Below are 19,594 nucleotides of genomic sequence, written 5' to 3' on the forward strand. Positions count from 1 at the left end.
GTTCTTTACAGAAGGTCACGCATCTGCGACAACGCTCGCAGGAGGCGCGCCATGTATCTCACCCTGCTCAATGACTTCATCGTCGAGGCGAAATCGAGGACCTACGTGGGTGGCGGCAGTCCGCGTCCATCCTGCCGTCTGGGGTCGCATGACATCGGCTACGAGCGTGGCGAATGGCGCTATCTCGACAGCTATTTCGGCGGAACGGATTTTTGCGGCCAGGAAACAGTCTGGCTGAATGGCGAGCCCATCTGGGCGATGAACTATTTCGGCCACATCATCGAGCCCGGGCTGATCGACGGCAGCCGCGCCGGCGCCGTCATCAAGGCGGCCCTGTCGTCCATGTATTCCGAAAAGAAGCGATTCCTCGGCGGCATGGAATTCGACCACGCCTTCGGCTTCTATATCGACAACAGCGAGGGCGACTGCGCACATTTCCGTGGCATGGAAATGATCATCGTCGAGGAAAGGCGCGCCTATGAACTCGACTACCGCGGCGGCCTGATCCGGCTCTGAGGCTCAGAAGTCGACGACCTTGCCGTCGCTGATCGTCACCCGGCGGTCCATGCGGCTGGCAAGCTCGTGATTATGCGTGGCGATCAGGGCCGCCAAACCGGACTGGCGCACCAGCGCCTCCAGGGCGTCGAAGACGTAGTTGGCGGTTTCCGGATCGAGATTGCCGGTCGGCTCGTCGGCGAGAAGCAGGCTCGGCGCATTGGCAACGGCGCGGGCGATCGCCACGCGCTGTTGCTCGCCGCCGGAGAGCTCGCCCGGGCGATGGGCACCGCGATGGCCGATGCGCATGTAGTCGAGCAGCTGCTTGGCACGCTCGGCAGCTTCCTTGCGCGGCAGGCCCGAGATCATCTGCGGCATCATGATGTTTTCCTGGGCCGAGAACTCGGGCAGCAGATGATGGAACTGGTAGACGAAGCCGATCTCGCTGCGGCGGATCGCCGTGCGCTTATCGTCGGACAGTCCGTTGCAGGCATGGCCGTTGATGCTGACCTCACCGTCATCAGGATGTTCCAGGAGACCCGCCAGATGGAGCAGCGTCGACTTGCCGGTGCCCGAGGGCGCAACCAGAGCGACGATCTCGCCGCTATGCAGCGTGAAGTCGGCCCCCTTCAGGATGGAGAGCACCGTATCGCCCTGCCCGTAGTGACGCTCGACGCCGGAAAGCTTGAGAACGACATTGCGTTTCATGGAGTTCAGCATTCCTTATTCGTAGCGCAGCGCCTGCACCGGATCGAGCCGCGAAGCCCGCCAGGCCGGGAAGATGGTCGCAAGAAAAGACAGCGTCAGAGCCATGATGACGACCGAAGTCGTCTCGCTGACGCTCATCTGCGCCGGCAGCTGGCTCAGGAAGTAGAGCTGCGGATTGAAGAGTATCGTTCCGGTGATCCAGGAGAAGAACTGGCGGATCGACTCAATATTGATGCAGACGACGACGCCGAGCAGCACGCCGGCAAGCGTGCCGACGATGCCGATCGCAGCCCCGGTCATGAAGAAGATGCGCATGATGGCGCCGGAGCTCGCGCCCATCGTTCTCAGGATGGCGATGTCGCTGCCCTTGTCCTTCACCAGCATGATGAGACCCGAGATGATGTTCAGCGCCGCGACGAGAACGATCAGCGTCAGGATCATGAACATCACGTTGCGCTCGACCTGCAGCGCCGAGAAGAAGGTCTGGTTGCGCTGGCGCCAGTCAGTGATGGCGATCTGGCGGCCGGCGGCGGCCTCGACCTTCGGCCTCAGATTGTCGATGTCATCTGGATTGCTGGCGAAGAGCTCGATCGATTGCACCAGCCCTTCGGAATTGAAATAAAGCTGCGATTCCTCGAGCGGCATATAGATGATGGCGGAATCATATTCTGACATGCCGATCTCGAAGATGCCGGAGACCGTATAGGACTTGACCCGCGGATTGATGCCCATCGGCGTGACGTCACCTTCGGGCGAGATCAGCGTGATCGTATCGCCCGCCTGCAGGCCGAGCTGGTTGGCCATGCCGGAGCCGATCAGCACGCCCTGCCCGGACATGAAACCGACGAGGTCGCCCGACTTGATGTTGTCGGAAACGGTCTTCAGCTTGGTCAGATCTTCAGGGCGAATGCCGCGCACCAGCGCGCCGGTGCCAGCACCGCCCTGACCGGAGGCCAGCGTCTGTCCCTCGACAAGCGGCAGGGCCATGCGAATGCCGGGAACGGCGGCGAACTTTTCCGTCAGCGCCGCATAATCGGTGAAGGGCGCATCGACCGGCTGAACGATCATGTGGCCGTTGATGCCGAGGATGCGCGAGATCAGCTCGGTGCGGAAGCCGTTCATCACCGCCATGACGATGATCAGTGTCGCGACGCCGAGCATGATGCCGACGAAGGAGAAGCCGGCGATGACCGAAATGAAGGCTTCCTTGCGCCGGGCGCGCAGATAGCGCCAGGCGACCATGCGTTCGAAGGTGGAAAATGGCTTGCTCGCCGGACCGAAGCCGGATTTCGAACCCCGCTTGTCCACTGCTGCCTCTGCCATTTCGCCTCCGTTATCAGCCCAAGAGCTTATTGATTGCCGCGTCGATGGTCATCGTCTCGCGGGCGCCCGTCTTGCGGTCCTTGACTTCCACTTCGCCGTTCGCGACCGCGCGCGGGCCGGCAATGATCTGAACGGGAACGCCGATCAGGTCAGCCGTCGCAAACTTCGTTCCGGCGCGATCGTCGGTGTCGTCATAGAGGACGTCCTTGCCACCCTTGGAGAGCGCTGCGTAGATCTTCTCGCAGGCACTGTCGCAGGCGGCGTCGCCGGCCTTCATGTTGATCACGATCGCATCGAACGGCGCGACGGAGGCCGGCCAGATGATTCCGTTCTCATCATGCGATGCTTCGATGATGGCGGGAACAAGGCGTGTCGGGCCGATGCCGTAGGAACCCATGTGAACATTGTGTTCCTTGCCGTCGGGACCCTGGACCTTGGCGCCCATCGGCTCGGAATATTTCGTGCCGAAATAGAAGATGTGGCCGACTTCGATACCGCGGGCCGACAGGCGTTCGCCTTCGGGGATCGCGTCGAAAGCGGCCTCGTCATGCATTTCGGAGGTCGCTGCATAGAGCGACGTCCACTTGTCGAAGACGCTTTCCAGGCCCTTGACGCTGTCGAAATCGGTGTCGGCTTCCGGGATGTCGAAATTGACGAAATCCTTATGGCAGAACACTTCGGACTCGCCGGTGTCGGCAAGAATGATGAATTCGTGGCTGTGGTTGCCGCCGATCGGGCCGGTATCGGCGCGCATCGGGATGGCGCGCAGGCCGAGACGGTCGAAGGTGCGCAGGTAGGCCACGAACATCTTGTTATAGGAGTGGATCGCCTCCTCCTTCGTCAGATCGAAGGAATAGGCATCCTTCATCATGAACTCGCGCGAGCGCATGGTGCCGAAGCGCGGACGGATCTCGTCGCGGAACTTCAGCTGGATGTGATAGAGGTTGAGCGGCAGGTCCTTGTAGGACTTGACGTAGGCCCGGAAGATATCGGTGACCATTTCCTCGTTGGTCGGGCCGTAGAGCATCGGACGGTCCTGCCGGTCCTTAATGCGCAGCATTTCCTTGCCGTAGGCGTCGTAGCGGCCGCTTTCCTGCCAGAGCTCGGCGGACTGCAGCGTCGGCATCGACAGCTCGATGGCGCCGGCGCGGTTCTGCTCCTCTCGGATGATGTTGTTCACCTTGTCGAGAACACGCTTGCCGAGCGGCAGCCAGGAATAGATGCCCTGCGACTGCTGGCGGATCATGCCGGCACGCAGCATCAGCCGGTGGGAGACGATTTCCGCCTCCTTGGGGTTTTCCTTCAGGATGGGCAGGAAGTAGCGGGACAGACGCATGGCGGATTCCAGAGCAGTTGGGATTCCACTTCAATCGCGGAATCGACGGCATTCGTTAATGGTGGGAGCGTTCATAGCTGCTTCGCAGCCGGAAAGAAACCCGCGAGCAGCGCAAGCAGCCTTCCGCAGACGCAAGTTGGCGTCCGGAAAACGCAAATGCAGAAAAAATCGCGCATTTATAAGGGCTTGCATCAAAATCTTGTCAACAGGAATTTTTTGCCCGACTGTAGCAAAAATGCAAAAAAAGCTGGTGACAAAGCCCAATCTTTGAGCTAGTTTCAGCTCACAAAACAGGCAAGGAGATAAATTCTTGCCAATTCGCGGTCAAGTCTTGGGAGGATCAGATCTTAGGCGCGCTCGTCGCAGCCCCGGCAACGGTTACAGATCACGCGATACTTAAAACAAGGCTTTTAGCCTTGTTTTTTTTTGGTTTTTCGGCCCCTTCCCTAACGTGAACATCAGAGAATTGACGTAACGGCAGACATCGCTGCCGCCGCGTGAGCTCTTTGCATCATGTTGATGACAGCCGTATGACGGCGTTTTCGCTGGCGCTAACACATATGCTCAAAGATTGAGCAAAAGCCCTATTCGATATTGAAGCTCGGGCCGATCTGCGGCAGGGCATCGAAGCCCCAGCCGAAATAGGTCGAAGACACGTACCAGGCGCCATAGATGATCGCCGAAATCACCGTCGTCAGCGAGAAGACGAAGAGCGGCCGGAAGCGCGCCGGGGCGCTCGGAACCGTGCCGAGCACCACCTCGTTGTCTTCCGCCTGGGTGCGCAGACCGATCGGCAGAACGGCGAATAGCGTGAGCCACCAGACGATGAAATAGACGGCGAAGCCCTGTAGGAAAATCTGCAGCATGGCGGGTCCCAAATCGCGTTACGACCATCGCAACGCCGCGCTTATAGAGTGGAATGGCGCAAAGCTCAAATCACGCCGCGACCAATGCTGGGGACTAGGTCACTCTGCCGCAGAAGCGGCTGTCAGACCTGCTCGAGCTCGATCAGTGTGCCGAAGAAATCCTTGGGATGCAGGAAGAGCACCGGCTTGCCATGGGCGCCGGTCTTCGGCTCGCCATTGCCAAGCACCCTCGCCCCTGAGGTGATCAGATGGTCGCGGGCGGCGGTGATGTCGGCGACCTCGTAGCAGATGTGGTGCATGCCGCCCGATGGGCTCTTTTCGAGGAAGGCGGCGATCGGCGAGTTCTCGCCGAGCGGTTCCAAGAGCTCGACCTTGGTATTGTCGAGCTCGACGAAGACGACGGTGACGCCGTGCTCCGGTAGGGGCTGCGGCGCCGATACCCTGGCGCCGAGCGTATCGCGGTAGCTGGCCGTCGCAGCGGCGAGATCGGGGACGGCAATCGCGATGTGATTGACGCGGCCGAGCATGATCAGACCTTGGTCAGGAAGGCGGTGACGACGGGCTTCTTGCCCCAGGCGTGGTTGGCGGCGGCGCGCACGGCGCGGCGGATCGCCTCCTGCACCATGTCGAGATCCTTGCGGCGGGCGCGCGGAATGCTCTCGACAGCGCCGATGACGGCGTCGAACAGCGTGTCTTCCATCTCGTCGCCTTCGTCGTCATAAACCGGCAGACCGATGGCGACGAGATCCGGCTCGCCGATGATGTCGTAGCGGCTGTCGAGCACAACGTTGACGGCGACATGACCGACATAGGCGAGCTTCTTACGCTCGCCGATACCCATCTCGTCGAAATCGCCGATCAGCGAGCCGTCCTTGTAGATGCGGCCATGCGGGGCTTCGTCGATGACTTCGGCCGGACCAGGTGCCAAACGCAGGATGTCACCATTGCGTACGCGCGGCACGCTTGCGATGCCGGACTGCTCCGCCAGCTCCTTATGCGCCGTCAGATGCGTCGCCTCGCCGTGGACGGGCACGACGATCTTCGGGCGAACCAGCTGATACATCTTTTGCAGCTCGTTACGGCGCGGATGGCCGGAAACGTGGACCAGCGCTTCACCGTCGGTGATGATATGGACGCCTTGCTCGACGAGGCCGTTCTTGATGTCCTGGATCGCCTTCTCGTTGCCCGGGATGGCGCGCGAGGAGAAGACGACGATATCGCCGGCGGCGAGCGCCACATTGCGCATCTCGTCGCGCGAGAGCTTGGCGAGTGCGGCGCGCGGTTCGCCCTGGCTGCCGGTCAGGATCACCACGACCTTGTCGCGCGGGATGTAGCCGTATTCGTCTTCGGAGATGAAGGGCTTGATGCCTTCCATGATGCCGATGTCGCGCGAGACGTCGACGACGCGCTTCAGCGAGCTGCCGAGCAGCAGCACTTCGCGGCCGGCGGCTTCAGCAGCCTCGGCGACGGTGCGGATACGGCCGACATTCGAGGAGAAGGTGGTGATCGCCACGCGTCCCTCGGCATTCTCGATGATCTTGCGCAGGCTTTCCGAGACGTCCTTCTCCGAGGGCGAGACGCCGTCGCGCAGGGCGTTGGTGGAATCGCACATCAGCGCCAGAACGCCTTCGTCGCCGAGTTGGCGGAAGCGGTTTTCGTCGGTCAGCGGCCCGAGCGACGGCTCGTGGTCGATCTTCCAGTCGCCGGTATGGATGACATTGCCGAGCGGCGTGCGGATCATCAGCGACATCGGCTCGGGGATCGAGTGGTTCACGGCGACGCCTTCGATGCTGAAGGGGCCGACATTGATCGTGTCGCCTGCCTTGAAGATCGTCACCGGCACTTCGCCGATCGCGCCCTTCTCGAAATTGCGCTTGGCTTCGAGCAGGCCCGCGGTAAAGGGCGAGGCATAGACGGGAACATTGAGGCCCGGCCAGAGATCGGCCAGCGCGCCGTAGTGATCTTCGTGCGCGTGGGTAATGATGATCGCCTTCAGGCTTTTGCGCTCGGTGGCGAGATAGCGGATATCGGGCAGCACGAGATCGACGCCCGGCAGGTCTGGACCCGGGAAGGTCACGCCGCAATCGACCATGATCCACTGGCGGTGATCCGCGGGGCCATAGCCGTACAGAGCGAGATTCATGCCGATCTCGCCGACGCCGCCCAGCGGAAGAAATACCAGTTCGTCTTGTTTCGCCATTAGGTCCTACTATCCAAAGAAAACGTCGCCGGCGGCGATCTGCATCATCCTGCCTGCGCCGGTATCGAGCATCAACAGCCCATTATCATCAATTCCAGCGAAATGGCCGGAAATCGACCTGTCCGGTAAATTCACGGTAATCTTCTCGCCGACGCCACAGGCGACCTCGCGCCAGCGCGCGGTGATTTCCTTGATGCCGCGCCCGGCGTTCCAGACATCCAGCACTTCGGCCATGGAAGCAAAGAGATGGGCGAAGAGCTCCTCGGGCGAGGCCGAGCTGCCCTGCTCGCGCAGACATGTCACCGGATACATCGGGTTCTCAGGCATGACCGAGACATTGATGCCGATGCCGATCACCAGCGCATAGCGCCCGTCCGGCAGCTGCTCGCCTTCGACGAGGATGCCGCAGGTCTTCTTGCGTCCGATCAGGATGTCGTTCGGCCACTTGACCTCGAGCGGCTCGGCGCCCGGCGGCAGGACTTGGCGGATCGCCTGATGGACGGCGACAGCAATCGCCAGCGGCAGGGATCCCATGCGCTCCATCGGAGCAGGATCGATCAGGAGAAGGGAAGAATAGAGATTGCCGGGTTCGGAGACCCAGGGGCGTCCGCGGCGGCCGCGGCCGCCGGTCTGCCTGACCGCGGTCACCCAGAGGAGACCGGGGTCCCCTGCCCGGGCTCGGGCAAGGCATTCTGTGTTGGTCGAAGGTGTCTCCGTCAGGGCTTCGTGCCTGATATCGCCGAGCGATATCCGGCGCCGCGCTGGAGACATCATCAGAACAGCGTCGCTGCCGCCAGCTCAGCCGCACCGCCGATCGGACCGCCGATGAGAACATAGGCGAGAACGAACAGGCCGGAGAGACCGTAGACCAGCTTGAGGGCGCCGGAGACGCGGGCAAACTCGCCCTTGGCTTCATCGAACCACATCAGCTTGATGACGCGCAGGTAGTAGTAAGCGCCGACGACCGATGCGAGAACGCCGATGATGGCGAGCGCATAGAGCTTGGCTTCGATGGCTGCGACGAAGACGAAGTACTTCGCGAAGAAGCCAGCGAGCGGCGGGATACCGGCAAGCGAGAACATCAGGATGGTGAGAACCGTCGCCATGAAGGGGTTGGTGCTCGATAGACCCGCCAGATCGTCGATCGCTTCGACGACGGTGCCATCCTTGCGGCGCATCGACATGATGATCGCGAAGGAGCCGAGCGTCATGACCATGTAGATAACCATGTAGAGCATGACGCCGGAGACGCCCGTCTGGTTGCCGGCTGCAAGACCGACCAGCGCATAGCCCATGTGACCGATCGACGAATAGGCCATCAGTCGCTTGATGTTCTTCTGGCCGATAGCGGCGAAGGAGCCGAGCAGCATCGAGGCGATCGAGATGAAGACCACGACCTGCTGCCAGTCAGCCATGATCGGCTGGAAGGCGGTGATGACGATACGGGTCATCATGGCCATGGCGGCAACCTTCGGAGCGCTTGCCAGGAAGGCGGTGACCGGGGTCGGCGCACCTTCGTAAACGTCGGGCGTCCACATGTGGAACGGCACGGCCGAGATCTTGAAGGCGATACCGGCGAGGATGAAGACCAGGCCGAAGATCAGGCCAAGCGAACGCGCGCCTTCGACATTGAGCGCCTGGGCGATATCGGCGAAGTGCGTATGGCCGGTGAAGCCATAGACCAGCGACATGCCGTAGAGCAGCATGCCCGAGGACAGCGCGCCGAGCACGAAATACTTCAGGCCGGCTTCCGTCGACTTGACGCTGTCGCGGTTGATCGCAGCGACGACGTAGATCGCCAGCGACTGCAGCTCGAGGCCGAGATAGAGCGCGATCAGGTCGTTTGCCGAGATCATCAGCATGATGCCGAGGGTGCAGAGCACGAGGAGAACCGGGAACTCGAACTTGTCGAGCTGGTTTTCCTTGGCATGGCCGAGCGACATGAAGAGCGCCACGAAGGAGCCGGTCAGCGCCGTCACCTTCATGAAGCGGGAGAAGCCGTCCGCCTTGTAGACGCCGCCAAAGGCGAGGCCGTTGGACGGGATGAAGATCAGCCAGAGAGCCGCAGCCGCGAACAGGATCATGGCGAGCACGCTCACCAGACGCCCGGACCGCTCGCCCGTGAAGACACCGATCATCAGCAGGACAAGGGCGCCTACCGCGAGGATCAGCTCCGGCGCGGTGAGATGCAGGCTTGCAAGAATGGTTTCAGCGGTCATGTCCAAAAAGTCCCGTCATCAGTTCATCGACAGCGCAACGTTCTGCGCTGCGTGTACGGCGGCCGTATAATTGTTCACCAGCATGTCAACCGAAGCGGCCGTCGCATCGAAGACCGGAGCCGGATAGACACCGAAGAAGATGGTCAGCGCGATCAGCGGGTAGAGCAGCATCTGCTCACGCGGCGAAAGATCGAGCAGAGCCTTCAGCTTTTCCTTTTCAAGCGCGCCGAAGATCACGCGGCGATAGAGCCACAGAGCATAGGCCGCCGACAGGATGACGCCGGTGGCAGCGAAGAGCGCAACCCAGGTGTTGGCGCGGAAGACGCCGATCAGGGTCAGGAATTCGCCGATGAAGCCCGAGGTGCCCGGCAGACCGACATTGGCCATGGTGAAGACCATCATCGCCACTGCGTATTTCGGCATGTTGTTGACCAGACCGCCGTAAGCCGCGATCTCGCGGGTATGGGTTCGGTCGTAAACGACGCCGACGCAGAGGAAGAGCGCGCCAGAGACGATGCCGTGCGACAGCATCTGGAAGATCGAGCCCTGAACGCCCTGCATGTTGGCGGCGAAGATGCCCATGGTCACGTAGCCCATGTGCGCCACCGACGAGTAGGCGATCAGCTTCTTGATGTCGTCCTGCATCATCGCCACAAGCGAGGTGTAGATGATGGCGATGACGGACAGTGCGAAGACCATCGGCGCGAAGAAGTCGGAGGCGACAGGGAACATGCCGAGCGAGAAGCGGATCAGGCCGTAGCCGCCGAGCTTCAGGAGCACGCCTGCCAGGATGACGGAGCCGGCCGTCGGCGCCTGAACGTGCGCGTCGGGAAGCCAGGTGTGAACCGGCCACATCGGCATCTTGACGGCGAAGGAGGCGAAGAAGGCCAGCCATAGCCATGTCTGCATCTGCGGCGGGAACTTGTAGGCGAGCAGCGCCGAGATATCGGTCGTGCCGGCCTGCCAGTACATCGCCATGATGGCGAGCAGCATCAGCACCGAGCCGAGCAGCGTGTAGAGGAAGAACTTGTAGCTCGCATAGACGCGGTTCGCGCCACCCCAGACACCGATGATCAGGAACATCGGGATGAGGCCGGCCTCGAAGAAGACGTAGAAGAGCACGATATCCAGCGACACGAAGACACCGACCATCATCACTTCGAGGATGAGGAAGGCGATCATGTATTCCTTCAGGCGCTTCTCGATCGAGAGCCAGCTTGCCAGCACGCAGAAGGGCATGAGGAAGGTCGACAGGATGACGAACAGCATCGAGATGCCGTCGACGCCGACATGATAGCCGATGCCGGTACCGAGCCAGGCGTGCTTCTCGACCATCTGGAAGCCCGGATTGGCGTTATCGAAGCCAGTCCAGATCAGGAGCGACAGCAGGAACGTGACGATCGTCGTGATCAACGAGATGTTGAGCACGTTGCGGCGGCCGTTCGGGCCGTTTTCATTCATCAGCAGCAGAAGCACCACGCCGACGAGCGGCAGGAAGGTGACCGTTGTAAGAATAGGCCAATCGGTCATCAGAAGGAACTCCCGAGCATCATCCAGGTAACGAGCGCTGCAATGCCGATCAGCATCGCGAAGGCGTAGTGATAGAGGTAACCGGTCTGCAGGCGGACCACGCGGTTCGTGACATCGACGACGCGGGCGGCAATGCCGTTCGGGCCGTAGGTATCGATGACGCCGACGTCACCCTTCTTCCACAGGAAGTTGCCAAGAGCCTTGGCGGAGCGGACGAAGAGGAAGTCGTAGAGTTCGTCGAAGTACCACTTGTTGAGCAGGAACTGGTAGAGGACGCGGTGCTGCTGCGCGAGAACGCGCGGCGTCGACGGCGACTTGATGTACATGTACCAGGCGGTCACGAAGCCGATGACCATGGCAATGAACGGGCTGAGCGCGACCAGGGCCGGAACGTGATGGAAGTGCTCCAGCAGTTCATTTTCCTTGGAGGTAAACAGCGCGCCCTTCCAGAATTCGGCATATTCTTCGCCATAGAAGCGGCCCTCGAAGAGGAAGCCGGCGAAGACGGCGCCGATTGCCAGGATGTAGAGCGGCACCAGCATGACCTGCGGCGATTCATGGACGTGATGCATGATTTCGTGGGAAGCGCGCGGCTTGCCGAAGAAGGTCAGGAAGATCAGGCGCCAGGAATAGAAGCTGGTGAACAGAGCGGCGATGACGAGCAGCGTGAAGGCGAAGCCTGCAGCCGGCGAGTGCGACGCGTAGGTAGCCTCGATGATCACGTCCTTCGAGAAGAAGCCCGCGAAACCGATCGGAGTGAACGGAATGCCGACGCCGGTGATGGCGAGCGTACCGATCATCATCATCCAGAAGGTGACCTTGATGTGCGGACGCAGGCCGCCCATGTAACGCATGTCCTGCTCGCCATCGACGGCGTGGATAACCGAACCGGCGCAGAGGAAGAGCAGTGCCTTGAAGAAGGCGTGCGTAAAGAGATGGAAGATCGCAGCACCATAGGCCCCTACTCCGAGCGCCACGAACATGTAGCCGAGCTGCGAGCAGGTGGAATAGGCGATGACGCGCTTGATGTCGTTCTGAACGAGGCCGACCGTTGCCGCGAAGAAGGCGGTAATCGCACCGATGATGGTGACGAAGGTCAGCGCATCATGCGACAGTTCGAAGAGCGGCGACATGCGGGCGACGAGGAAGACACCGGCGGTAACCATGGTCGCGGCATGAATGAGCGCCGAAACCGGCGTTGGGCCTTCCATAGCGTCCGGCAGCCAGGTGTGCAGCAGGAACTGCGCCGACTTACCCATGGCACCCATGAAGAGCAGCAGGCAGACGGCGGTCAGCGCATGCGTCTTGTCGAGCTGCATGCCGAAGAGGTTGAGAACAACTTCGCTGGCAGCTTCTGCACCTTCATGCGGCGCGAAGTTCGCAGCGTTGGCGAAGATCGTGTCGAAGTTGATGGCGCCGAAGAGAACGAAGACGCCTGCGATACCGAGCACGAAGCCGAAGTCGCCGACGCGGTTGACGATGAAGGCCTTCATCGCCGCAGCCGAAGCCGACGGCTTCTTGAACCAGAAGCCGATCAGCAGATACGATGCCAGACCAACGCCTTCCCAGCCGAAGAACATCTGCAGCAGGTTGTCGGAGGTCACCAGCATCAGCATGGCGAAGGTGAAGAGCGACAGATAGGCGAAGAAGCGCGGGCGATGCGGATCATGATGCATGTATCCGATCGAGTAGATGTGAACGAGCGTCGAGACCGTGTTGACGACGATCAGCATGACCGAGGTCAGCGTGTCGATGCGCAGCGACCAGGAGACGTCGATGCCGCCGGACTGGATCCAGCGCAGGACTTCAACCTTGATCGCGCCTTCCGGATGGCCGAGGGCCACCGTGAAGAAGACGTACCAGGAGAGAGCGGCGGCGATGATCATCAGGCCGCTGGTGACATATTCCGATGCCTTGGCGCCGATCGCGCGGCCGAAAAGGCCGGCGATGATTGCGCCGATCAAGGGAAGAAAGACGATAGCCTTATAGAGGAACATGAGCCGCTCAGCCCTTCATCATATTGACGTCTTCGACCGCGATCGAACCGCGGTTGCGGTAGAAGACAACGAGAATTGCAAGACCGATGGCCGCTTCCGCAGCCGCGACGGTCAGAATGAAAAGTGCGAAGACCTGGCCGACGATGTCGTTGAGGAACGACGAGAAGGCGACCATGTTGATATTGACCGCAAGCAGGATCAGCTCGATCGACATGAGAATGACGATGATGTTCTTGCGGTTCAGGAAGATGCCGAAGACGCCGAGCGTGAAGAGAATGGCGCTGACCGTCAGGTAATGGGAAAGACCGATGACCATGTTCTTGTTCCTTGTCCCTGCGCTTAGAGGCCCTGCCCCGGCTTGACGGTGACCACCTCGACGGCGGTCGCCGGCGTGCGGGCAACCTGCTGGGAAATATTCTGACGGCGAATGTTGGTGCGGTGCCTCAGCGTCAGCACGATCGCACCGATCATCGCGACGAGAAGGACCAGACCGGCGATCTGGAAGAAGTAGACGTAGTTCGTATAGAGCACGTCACCGAGCGCCGCCGTGTTGGTGCGCTCCGTCAGAGCCGGGATCGGCATGGCGACGGTCTTGGCAATCTTGGGCGAGATCACGCTGCCGCCGATGACGATGATCAGCTCAGCGGCAAGGATGATGCCGATCAGCGCGCCGATCGGCGCATATTCGAGAACGCCTGCGCGCAGCTCCGTGAAGTCGATGTCGAGCATCATGACCACGAAGAGGAAGAGAACCGCGACCGCGCCGACATAAACGACCAGCAGGATCATCGCCAGGAACTCGGCGCCAAGCAGCAGGAAGAGGCCCGCGGCATTGAAGAAGGTCAGGATGAGGAACAGAACCGAGTGAACCGGGTTCTTTGCCCAGATGACCATGAACGCCGACGCGACCGCGACGAAGGCGAAAAGATAGAAAAATAGAGCCTGCAGACCCATGTTGGTGCCTTTTTCATCTTCCCCCGGGCAGCCGGGAGTTTCCCTGCCCGATGAAGCTCCGTCTACCCTGAAGGGCCGGCAAAGCTCCGGTGCATGTTGACCGCGGGCGGCTGTCGCCTGCCCTGCGGCATTTCAAATTCCAATCAGCGGTACGGCGCGTCGATCGCGATATTGCGCGCGATTTCGCGTTCCCACCGGTCGCCATTGTCGAGAAGCCGCTGCTTGTCGAAATAAAGCTCTTCGCGGGTTTCCGTGGCGAATTCGAAATTCGGGCCTTCGACGATCGCATCGACCGGGCAGGCTTCCTGGCAGAAGCCGCAGTAGATGCACTTCACCATGTCGATGTCGTAACGCACCGTACGGCGGGTGCCGTCATTGCGGCGCGGGCCGGCTTCGATGGTAATCGCCTGAGCGGGACAGATCGCTTCGCAGAGCTTGCAGGCGATGCAGCGCTCTTCGCCGTTCGGATAACGGCGCAGTGCGTGTTCGCCGCGGAAGCGCGGAGAAACCGGACCCTTTTCGAACGGGTAGTTGATCGTCGCCTTCTGCTTGAAGAAGTAGCGCATCGACAGAAAGAATGCGCCGACGAATTCCTTGAGGAACAGCGAGCTGACGGTGTTTGACAAGCTTGCCATCTTCAACCTCCAAATTTGCCGGAAACGAGGGATGTCATGATCATGCCCATCCCGTCAGTTTCAGCACGAATGCAACGATAATGACCATGGCGAGCGACAGCGGAAGGAAGACCTTCCAGCCGAGGCGCATCAGCTGGTCGTAGCGGTAGCGCGGCACGAATGCCTTGACCATCGCGAACATGAAGAACACCAGGCACGACTTGAGCATGAACCAGATGATGCCCGGGACCCAATTGATGAGCCAGAAATCAACCGGAGGCAGCCAGCCGCCGAGGAAGAGGATCGTCGTCAGCGAGCACATCAGGCAGACGGCCGCATATTCGCCGAGCATGAACATCATGTACGGCGAGGAACCGTATTCGACCATGAAGCCGGCAACCAGTTCCGATTCCGCTTCCGGAAGGTCGAAGGGCGGACGGTTGGTTTCAGCGAGCGCCGAGATGAAGAAGATGATGAACATCGGGAACAGCGACAGCCAGTGCCAGTCGAGGAACGAGCTGGGCAGGCCGAGCTTGGTGCCGAGGCCGGTCTGCTGAGCCATGACGATATCCGTCAGGTTCAGCGAACCCACGCAGAGAAGAACGGTGACGATGACGAAGCCGATCGAGACTTCGTAGGACACCATCTGCGCAGCCGAGCGGAGCGCGCCGAGGAACGGATACTTCGAGTTCGAAGCCCAGCCGCCCATGATGATGCCGTACACTTCGAGAGAGGAGATCGCGAAGATGTAGAGAATGCCGACATTGATGTTGGCGATCACCCAGCCGTTGGAGAACGGGATGACGGCCCAGGTGGACAGTGCCAGAAGCACGGTCACCAGCGGTGCCAGCAGGAAGACGACCTTATTGGCGCCGGCCGGAATAACCGGTTCCTTGAAGACGAACTTCAAAAGGTCGGCGAAGGACTGGAAAAGGCCGAAGGGACCAACCACATTGGGTCCACGGCGCAGCTGAACGGCTGCCCAGATCTTACGGTCGGCAAGCAGAATGTATGCGATGAAGACCAGCAGGCAGACCAGGAGCAGCAGCGACTGACCGACCATTAGAAGGCCAGGCAAGACATAAGTTGAAACAAACGATTCCATAGTCCCCTGCCCTTACTCTGCCGCGACTTTGAAGTTGTTGCGGGCCAATGCCGAGCACTCGGCCATGACAGCCGAGGCGCGCGCTATCGGGTTCGTCAAATAGAAGTCTTTGACCGGTGAAGCAAACCCGGATTTGTTCATCTTCCCGGCTTTTTTCGCAACTGCGGCAATTTTGGCGCTGTCGCTTTCGGCGATCTCGTCGATGGCTGCGAAATGCGGGAATGCGGCATAGAGCTTGCCGCGCAATTCGCCAAGCGAATCAAAGGGAAGCTTCTTGCCGAGCACGTCGGAGAGAGCACGCAGGATCGCCCAGTCTTCACGGGCGTCGCCCGGTGCGAAGCCGGCGCGGTTGCCCATCTGAACGCGGCCTTCGGTGTTGACCCAAGTACCGGACTTTTCGGTATAGGCAGCAGCCGGAAGGATGACGTCGGCGTTATGCGCGCCCTGGTCGCCGTGCGAGCCGATATAGACCACGAACTTCGCAGCCTTCTTGGTGAAATCGAGTTCGTCGGCGCCGAGCAGGAAGAGCACGTCCATGGAGGACAGCATCTCTGCGGCATCGACGCCCTTGGCGCCCGGAACGAAGCCGAGGTCGAGGCCACCGACGCGCGCGGCTGCCGTGTGCAGGACGGCAAAGCCGTTCCAGCCTTCGGCAACAGCGCCGACTGCGCCTGCGAGCTTGGCAGCGCTGGCGAGGACGCCTGCACCATCAGCGCGCGACAGAGCGCCCTGGCCGATGATGATCAGCGGCTTCTTGGCGTCAGCGAGAACCTTCGCGAAGGCATGGGTGCCGTCGACGAGATCCTTCAGCGTATCCGGACCGGCGCCGAGATATTCGTAGTCGTAGCGCAATTCGCCGGCTTCGCCGATCACACCGATCGGGAAACCGCCGCGGCGCCAGCGCTTGCGGATGCGGGCGTTGAGAACGGCGGCTTCAAAGCGCGGGTTGGCGCCGATGATGAGGAGCGCGTCGGCTTCTTCGATGCCCTGAATGGTCGGGTTGAAGAGGTAGCTTGCGCGGCCGAGCGACGGATCAAGTGCCGTCCCATCCTGGCGACAGTCGAGGTTCTCGGAACCGAGAGACTTCACCAGTTCCTGCAATGCGTACATTTCCTCGACGGTTGCGAGGTCGCCGGCGATCGCGCCGATCTTCTCGCCCGTCGTACCAGCAACCGCCGTCTTGATGGCGCCGAAGGCGTCGACCCAGGTTGCCGGCTGCAGGCGGCCGCCCTTGCGGACGTAAGGACGATCGAGGCGCTGCGTCTTCAGGCCGTCCCAGATGAAGCGGCTCTTGTCGGAGATCCACTCTTCATTGATCTGCTCGTTGACGCGCGGCATGACGCGCATGACTTCGCGGCCACGGGTATCGACGCGGATCGCAGAGCCGAGCGCGTCCATGACGTCGATCGATTCGGTCTTGTTCAGTTCCCACGGGCGGGCCGTGAAGGCGAAAGGCTTGGAGGTCAGCGCGCCGACCGGGCAGAGGTCAACGACGTTGCCCTGCAGCTCGGACGTCATCGCCTGCTCGAGATAGGTGGTGATTTCGGCATCCTCGCCGCGGCCGATCAGGCCGAGCTCGGAGATGCCGGCCACTTCGGTGGTGAAGCGGACGCAGCGCGTGCAGTGAATGCAGCGGTTCATGACCGTCTTGACGAGCGGTCCGATATACTTGTCCTCGACGGCGCGCTTGTCTTCCTGGTAGCGCGAGGTGTCGATGCCGAAGGTCATCGCCTGGTCCTGCAGATCGCACTCGCCGCCCTGGTCGCAGATCGGGCAATCCAGCGGATGGTTGATCAGCAGGAATTCCATCACGCCTTCGCGGGCCTTCTTGACCATCGGCGTGTTGGTGAAGACTTCGGGCAGTTCGCCGTTCGGGCCGCCGCGGATATCGCGCACGCCCATGGCGCAGGAAGCCTGCGGCTTCGGCGGGCCACCCTTCACTTCGACAAGGCACATGCGGCAATTGCCGGCGACCGACAACCGCTCATGGAAGCAGAAGCGCGGAACTTCAGCGCCGGCTTCCTCACACGCCTGAATAAGCGTGTAGTGATCCGGGACCTCGATCTCGTTACCGTCAATCTTCAGTTTTGCCATCGTCACTCAGTCCTGTTTCCCGTTCGCCGGATGGCGGCAAACAAACCTTATTCTGCAACATGACCGCTGCCAGGCGGGATTTCGTCCCCGCAAGCACCGGTGTCGCCCAAATTGTCTTTCCCCGGCCCCGGGGAACCCGAGACCCGATCGGCTTGCCTGAGCGAGGCCCCTGCCCCGTCATGCCTGCCTTATTCCCTCCGGCCGCTTGGGTCAGCCGGAAAAACTCAAACCCGCTTGCGGCGCTTCGCCGCGAGAGCCTTGGCCTGACCGCGCCAGTCGTCGCGGGCGATCCGGCCGTCGAAGCCGAGCTCTGCGTCGATGCCTGCCGCTTCCGCATCGCTCCAGGCTGCGATCGCAGCGAAGGTGCGGATACCCTTGGCGTTCAGCACCTGCTCCAGCTTCGGACCAATGCCGGAAATCAGCTTCAGGTCGTCGGCCTTTCTGGCACGGCTCGCCGGCTTCTTCGCAGCGACAGGAGCCGCCTTCGGCTCCGGCGTTGCGACGATCGACAAGGCCGCCTTCTTGGCAGCAGCCGGCCGGATGTTCTCCGGCTTGATGCGAACCTCGGGCTTTGCAGCGGCCGGCGGCGTCTCGTCGAGCGCTTCGGCAATCCGGCTCGTCGCTTCGAAGGCGCCTTGCAGCGCACCGAAAAAAGCGCCGGCCATCTGCGTCGAGAAACCGATGCCGACGGCGGTTGCCGCTGCCATAGCCGCGGCCGGATGGGCCATCATCGGATGGATCGGCATCGAGCGGGCATTCTCCAGCATCTCGGCAGCAAGACGGCCGAAGTCAGCCGAGAAATCGGCCGCTCCCTGCTTGTCCTTGCTGCCCGACGCCTTCGTCATCGCTTACTCCGCAGCTTCCAGAACCGCGCCATGATCCATGGCGCTGGCCGTGTACTGGTCGATACGCGCTTCGATTTCCGGACGGAAATTGCGGATCAGACCCTGGACCGGCCATGCAGCAGCATCGCCGAGCGCACAGATGGTGTGGCCTTCGATCTGCTTGGTGACCTGGAACAGCATGTCGATTTCGCGCTTCTGGGCGTTGCCCTTGGCCATGCGCTCCATGACGCGCCACATCCAGCCGGTGCCTTCGCGGCACGGCGTGCACTGGCCGCAGCTCTCGTGCTTGAAGAAGGCCGAGATACGGGCGATCGCCTTGATGACGTCGGTGGACTTGTCCATGACGATCGCAGCTGCCGTACCGAAGGACGAGCCGACAGCGCGCAGGCCGTCGAAGTCCATCGGGCAATCGATAATGTCCTTGGCCGGAACGATCGGGCACGATGCGCCGCCCGGAATGACGGCGAGCAGGTTGTCCCAGCCGCCGCGGATACCGCCGGCGTGACGGTCGACCAGCTCACGGAAGGTGATGCCCATCTCTTCTTCGACGGTGCACGGCTTGTTGACGTGACCCGACAGCATGAACAGCTTGGTGCCAACATTGTTCGGACGGCCGATCGACGAGAACCAGCCGGCGCCGCGGCGCAGGATGGTCGGAGCAACGGCGATCGATTCGACGTTGTTGACCGTAGTCGGGCAGCCGTAGAGACCCATGTTGGCCGGGAACGGCGGCTTCAGGCGCGGCTGGCCCTTCTTGCCTTCAAGGCTTTCGAGCAGCGCGGTTTCTTCGCCACAGATGTAGGCGCCGGCGCCGTGGTGGACGTAGATGTCCATCGGGTAGCCGAGCTTGTTGCTCTTGCCGAGCAGGCCGTAATCGTAGCACTCGTCGATCGCCGCCTGCAGGGCTTCACGCTCGCGGATATATTCGCCGCGGACGTAGATATAGGCAGCATTGGCGCCCATGGCGAAGCTCGCGATAACGCAGCCTTCGATCAGCGTATGCGGATCGTGGCGCATGATGTCGCGGTCTTTGCAGGTGCCCGGTTCCGATTCGTCGGCATTGACGACGAGGTAGTGCGGACGGCCGTCGGATTCCTTCGGCATGAAGGACCACTTGAGACCGGTCGGGAAGCCTGCGCCGCCACGGCCGCGAAGGCCCGAAGCCTTCATCTCGTTGATGATCCAGTCGCGGCCCTTCTCGAGGATCTGCTTGGTGCCATCCCAGTGGCCGCGGCTCATCGCGCCCTTCAGGGACTTGTCCTTGAGGCCGTAGATATTGGTAAAGATGCGGTCTTTATCTTGTAACAT

General features: G+C 61.3%; 18 protein-coding genes. 1 reads left to right on the forward strand and 17 read right to left on the reverse strand.

Annotation, left to right across the window (positions count from 1 at the left end; all coding sequences use genetic code 11):
• The first annotated feature begins 51 nt into the window (after nucleotides 1-51).
• Nucleotides 52-516: a DUF5680 domain-containing protein gene (locus tag ACODR6_RS18200; RefSeq protein WP_489023403.1), complete on the forward strand. Its 465-nt coding sequence runs from the start codon at nucleotides 52-54 to the stop codon at nucleotides 514-516.
• 3 nt (nucleotides 517-519) lie between these two features.
• Here the strand turns inward: ACODR6_RS18200 and ACODR6_RS18205 are convergent, their stop codons facing one another.
• The 17 genes from ACODR6_RS18205 to nuoF form a co-directional block, all read right to left on the reverse strand.
• Entirely contained in the window at nucleotides 520-1,203 is a 684-nt protein-coding gene (locus tag ACODR6_RS18205; protein ID WP_112720490.1) for an ABC transporter ATP-binding protein, read from the reverse strand.
• A gap of 15 nt (nucleotides 1,204-1,218) precedes the next feature.
• Complete coding sequence (locus tag ACODR6_RS18210) at nucleotides 1,219-2,526, reverse strand: lipoprotein-releasing ABC transporter permease subunit (RefSeq protein ID WP_489023406.1); 1,308 nt, start codon at nucleotides 2,524-2,526, stop codon at nucleotides 1,219-1,221.
• 13 nt (nucleotides 2,527-2,539) lie between these two features.
• Nucleotides 2,540-3,862, reverse strand: coding sequence for a proline--tRNA ligase (gene proS, locus ACODR6_RS18215; RefSeq protein ID WP_489023407.1), 1,323 nt, complete (start codon nucleotides 3,860-3,862; stop codon nucleotides 2,540-2,542).
• 584 nt (nucleotides 3,863-4,446) lie between these two features.
• The gene (locus ACODR6_RS18220; protein WP_112720464.1) at nucleotides 4,447-4,728 is read right to left on the reverse strand and encodes a DUF1467 family protein; all 282 of its coding nucleotides are present in this window, start codon (nucleotides 4,726-4,728) and stop codon (nucleotides 4,447-4,449) included.
• 122 nt (nucleotides 4,729-4,850) lie between these two features.
• On the reverse strand, nucleotides 4,851-5,255 hold the full coding sequence (gene mce, locus ACODR6_RS18225) for a methylmalonyl-CoA epimerase (protein WP_203429072.1): 405 nt from the start codon (nucleotides 5,253-5,255) through the stop codon (nucleotides 4,851-4,853).
• Nucleotides 5,256-5,257: 2 nt separating this feature from the next.
• Nucleotides 5,258-6,928 carry a ribonuclease J gene (locus tag ACODR6_RS18230; RefSeq protein WP_489023408.1) on the reverse strand — a complete coding sequence of 557 codons (1,671 nt, stop codon included), beginning with the start codon at nucleotides 6,926-6,928 and terminating at the stop codon, nucleotides 5,258-5,260.
• A gap of 9 nt (nucleotides 6,929-6,937) precedes the next feature.
• On the reverse strand, nucleotides 6,938-7,702 hold the full coding sequence (locus tag ACODR6_RS18235) for a biotin--[acetyl-CoA-carboxylase] ligase (protein ID WP_489023410.1): 765 nt from the start codon (nucleotides 7,700-7,702) through the stop codon (nucleotides 6,938-6,940).
• Nucleotides 7,702-9,147, reverse strand: coding sequence for an NADH-quinone oxidoreductase subunit NuoN (gene nuoN / locus ACODR6_RS18240; RefSeq protein ID WP_112720491.1), 1,446 nt, complete (start codon nucleotides 9,145-9,147; stop codon nucleotides 7,702-7,704). The genes ACODR6_RS18235 and nuoN overlap by 1 nt, the downstream gene beginning before the upstream one ends.
• 18 nt (nucleotides 9,148-9,165) lie before the next feature.
• A complete protein-coding gene (locus ACODR6_RS18245; protein ID WP_203429074.1) occupies nucleotides 9,166-10,677 on the reverse strand; it encodes an NADH-quinone oxidoreductase subunit M in 1,512 nt (503 codons plus the stop codon).
• On the reverse strand, nucleotides 10,677-12,674 hold the full coding sequence (gene nuoL, locus ACODR6_RS18250) for an NADH-quinone oxidoreductase subunit L (protein ID WP_489023412.1): 1,998 nt from the start codon (nucleotides 12,672-12,674) through the stop codon (nucleotides 10,677-10,679). Before nuoL ends, ACODR6_RS18245 begins: the two co-directional genes overlap by 1 nt.
• Before the next feature lie 7 nt (nucleotides 12,675-12,681).
• The gene (nuoK, locus tag ACODR6_RS18255) at nucleotides 12,682-12,990 is read right to left on the reverse strand and encodes an NADH-quinone oxidoreductase subunit NuoK (RefSeq protein ID WP_018900202.1); all 309 of its coding nucleotides are present in this window, start codon (nucleotides 12,988-12,990) and stop codon (nucleotides 12,682-12,684) included.
• Between the two features lie 23 nt (nucleotides 12,991-13,013).
• Nucleotides 13,014-13,628 carry an NADH-quinone oxidoreductase subunit J gene (locus ACODR6_RS18260; RefSeq protein ID WP_489023415.1) on the reverse strand — a complete coding sequence of 205 codons (615 nt, stop codon included), beginning with the start codon at nucleotides 13,626-13,628 and terminating at the stop codon, nucleotides 13,014-13,016.
• Nucleotides 13,629-13,771: 143 nt separating this feature from the next.
• Nucleotides 13,772-14,263, reverse strand: coding sequence for an NADH-quinone oxidoreductase subunit NuoI (gene nuoI, locus ACODR6_RS18265; RefSeq protein WP_112720472.1), 492 nt, complete (start codon nucleotides 14,261-14,263; stop codon nucleotides 13,772-13,774).
• Between the two features lie 40 nt (nucleotides 14,264-14,303).
• Complete coding sequence (nuoH, locus tag ACODR6_RS18270; protein ID WP_112720473.1) at nucleotides 14,304-15,347, reverse strand: NADH-quinone oxidoreductase subunit NuoH; 1,044 nt, start codon at nucleotides 15,345-15,347, stop codon at nucleotides 14,304-14,306.
• 12 nt (nucleotides 15,348-15,359) lie between these two features.
• Entirely contained in the window at nucleotides 15,360-17,441 is a 2,082-nt protein-coding gene (gene nuoG / locus ACODR6_RS18275) for an NADH-quinone oxidoreductase subunit NuoG (RefSeq protein WP_489023418.1), read from the reverse strand.
• 224 nt (nucleotides 17,442-17,665) lie between these two features.
• Nucleotides 17,666-18,286, reverse strand: coding sequence for a 5' DNA nuclease (locus tag ACODR6_RS18280; RefSeq protein WP_489023420.1), 621 nt, complete (start codon nucleotides 18,284-18,286; stop codon nucleotides 17,666-17,668).
• A 3-nt stretch (nucleotides 18,287-18,289) separates the two neighbouring features.
• Nucleotides 18,290-19,594, reverse strand: coding sequence for an NADH-quinone oxidoreductase subunit NuoF (nuoF, locus tag ACODR6_RS18285; protein WP_112720476.1), 1,305 nt, complete (start codon nucleotides 19,592-19,594; stop codon nucleotides 18,290-18,292).

The organism is Rhizobium sp. FG96, from assembly GCF_057808655.1.

Excerpts from the sequence above, each read along its gene's own strand:
- ACODR6_RS18220 (WP_112720464.1), bottom strand. The coding sequence starts at position 4,728 with ATGCTGCAGATTTTCCTACAGGGCTTCGCCGTCTATTTCATCGTCTGG.
- ACODR6_RS18230 (WP_489023408.1), bottom strand. The coding sequence starts at position 6,928 with ATGGCGAAACAAGACGAACTGGTATTTCTTCCGCTGGGCGGCGTCGGC.
- mce (WP_203429072.1), bottom strand. The coding sequence starts at position 5,255 with ATGCTCGGCCGCGTCAATCACATCGCGATTGCCGTCCCCGATCTCGCC.
- ACODR6_RS18205 (WP_112720490.1), bottom strand. The coding sequence starts at position 1,203 with ATGAAACGCAATGTCGTTCTCAAGCTTTCCGGCGTCGAGCGTCACTAC.
- nuoN (WP_112720491.1), bottom strand. The coding sequence starts at position 9,147 with ATGACCGCTGAAACCATTCTTGCAAGCCTGCATCTCACCGCGCCGGAG.
- ACODR6_RS18260 (WP_489023415.1), bottom strand. The coding sequence starts at position 13,628 with ATGGGTCTGCAGGCTCTATTTTTCTATCTTTTCGCCTTCGTCGCGGTC.
- ACODR6_RS18200 (WP_489023403.1), top strand. The coding sequence starts at position 52 with ATGTATCTCACCCTGCTCAATGACTTCATCGTCGAGGCGAAATCGAGG.
- nuoG (WP_489023418.1), bottom strand. The coding sequence starts at position 17,441 with ATGGCAAAACTGAAGATTGACGGTAACGAGATCGAGGTCCCGGATCAC.
- proS (WP_489023407.1), bottom strand. The coding sequence starts at position 3,862 with ATGCGTCTGTCCCGCTACTTCCTGCCCATCCTGAAGGAAAACCCCAAG.
- ACODR6_RS18280 (WP_489023420.1), bottom strand. The coding sequence starts at position 18,286 with ATGACGAAGGCGTCGGGCAGCAAGGACAAGCAGGGAGCGGCCGATTTC.
- nuoL (WP_489023412.1), bottom strand. The coding sequence starts at position 12,674 with ATGTTCCTCTATAAGGCTATCGTCTTTCTTCCCTTGATCGGCGCAATC.
- ACODR6_RS18235 (WP_489023410.1), bottom strand. The coding sequence starts at position 7,702 with ATGATGTCTCCAGCGCGGCGCCGGATATCGCTCGGCGATATCAGGCAC.
- nuoI (WP_112720472.1), bottom strand. The coding sequence starts at position 14,263 with ATGGCAAGCTTGTCAAACACCGTCAGCTCGCTGTTCCTCAAGGAATTC.
- nuoH (WP_112720473.1), bottom strand. The coding sequence starts at position 15,347 with ATGGAATCGTTTGTTTCAACTTATGTCTTGCCTGGCCTTCTAATGGTC.
- ACODR6_RS18245 (WP_203429074.1), bottom strand. The coding sequence starts at position 10,677 with ATGACCGATTGGCCTATTCTTACAACGGTCACCTTCCTGCCGCTCGTC.
- nuoK (WP_018900202.1), bottom strand. The coding sequence starts at position 12,990 with ATGGTCATCGGTCTTTCCCATTACCTGACGGTCAGCGCCATTCTCTTC.
- ACODR6_RS18210 (WP_489023406.1), bottom strand. The coding sequence starts at position 2,526 with ATGGCAGAGGCAGCAGTGGACAAGCGGGGTTCGAAATCCGGCTTCGGT.
- nuoF (WP_112720476.1), bottom strand. The coding sequence starts at position 19,594 with ATGTTACAAGATAAAGACCGCATCTTTACCAATATCTACGGCCTCAAG.